1 pseudogene is annotated in these 1,380 nt (G+C 60.8%); it reads right to left on the reverse strand.

The window, feature by feature from the left end:
• A pseudogene (locus ACWGS9_RS34855) lies at nt 1-1,380 on the reverse strand (hypothetical protein); the annotation flags it as partial.

The raw sequence follows: 1,380 nt of genomic DNA on the forward strand, positions 1-1,380 counted from the left end.
CTGCCCCCCGCGCCGACGCACCGGTGCAGAATCAGCATCATCACGCAAATCGGACGGTGTGGGCGCATTCAGGTCGACAAAAGAGTGAAGGCCGCCGAAGGTGCCTGAGCGAGCCCCGGCAGAGTGCGCCGGTGCAAAGTGCGCGTCGTCGCGCAAATCGGACGGTGTGGGCGCATTCAGGTCGACAAGAGGCTCAAGGCCGCCGAAGGTGCCTGAGCGGACCGCGGCAGAGTGCGCCGGTGCAAAGTGAGCATCATCACGCAAATCGGACGGTGTGGGTGCATTCAGGTCGACAAAAGACTGAAGGCCGCCGAAGGTGCCTGAGCGAGCCCCGGCAGAGTGCGCCGGCGCAAAGTGAGCATCATCGCGCAAATCGGCTTGCGGCGGGATTACCTGGTAGACCCCTGGGGGCGCCTTGGCATTTGATGGTGACGCGGATTCTTGCATCGCCTCGCTTAAGAAAGCCCCGGCGCCCTCGCTCTGCGCGGTCGCGGGGAGCTCCTGCGAAGAGCTGGGCCGTCCAGCGTCCAGCACTGCTGGCAAAGCCGACTGCTCAGCTGCTTGCAGCCGCAGGTCTCGATTCGCCTCGACTAGCTTTTGGTAGTTCCGAAGATGCGACAAATCGGAAAAGTAGACTCTTTTTTTTCCAGTCCGTTGGAACGCTACCACATCGCCCTCCAGCCTTAACTGGTCCTGCTTAGAGCCGTTTAGTCGGCCAGCTATGCTCCCCTTGCCCTTGCTTTGAAGCCAATCACTTAGCCCACGAAGACGTCTAGCCCGCGCTTGCGCAGATATCCTCTGCTCCGCAGTCGCGGCTCCAAGATCTTTCAACGTTTGGCCGAGCGCGCCCTCGATCAAGGGGGCGTCTTCGGGATGAGGAGCCAGTTGACGGGGGCGCCCAATGCCACGGGGTTGAAGCCCTTCGGCGTCTTCAGGCCCAGGCAAGGACCGCCGGAGATCAGCCAGAGTCGTTTTAAGGGCGTTCCGGGGGTCCCTCCCCAGCGCCCGATACTCCGAAATTTGCTTATCCACTGAACCGCCTCGCAACTGAGAGGCCAGAGGGTCCTTGTCGTTGTCTTGGAGCCACAGCGCAAACTGCCTAAATCCGGAAAGGATGTTGTCGACGGACCCTTTGGTGGCGATGTTGCACTGCTCGGCGTCGAGCCGGAACCTTGCCAAAAGATCCACGTCTTCGGCAGGGAGCACCCCAGTTAGATGGTCTCGCGACGGGAGGCTCCCTGGCGCAACCTTTTTCAGGTGCTTAACAATAGCAGAGCGGCCACCACCCTTCAGATAGTCCTGCACATCAGCTACAAAAGAAGCATGCCTGGGTGAATCGGGGTTAAACCGGCCGAAAATGGGCTGCCGATTTTCCTGGCG

This window comes from Mesorhizobium sp. Arg314, from assembly GCF_053714275.1.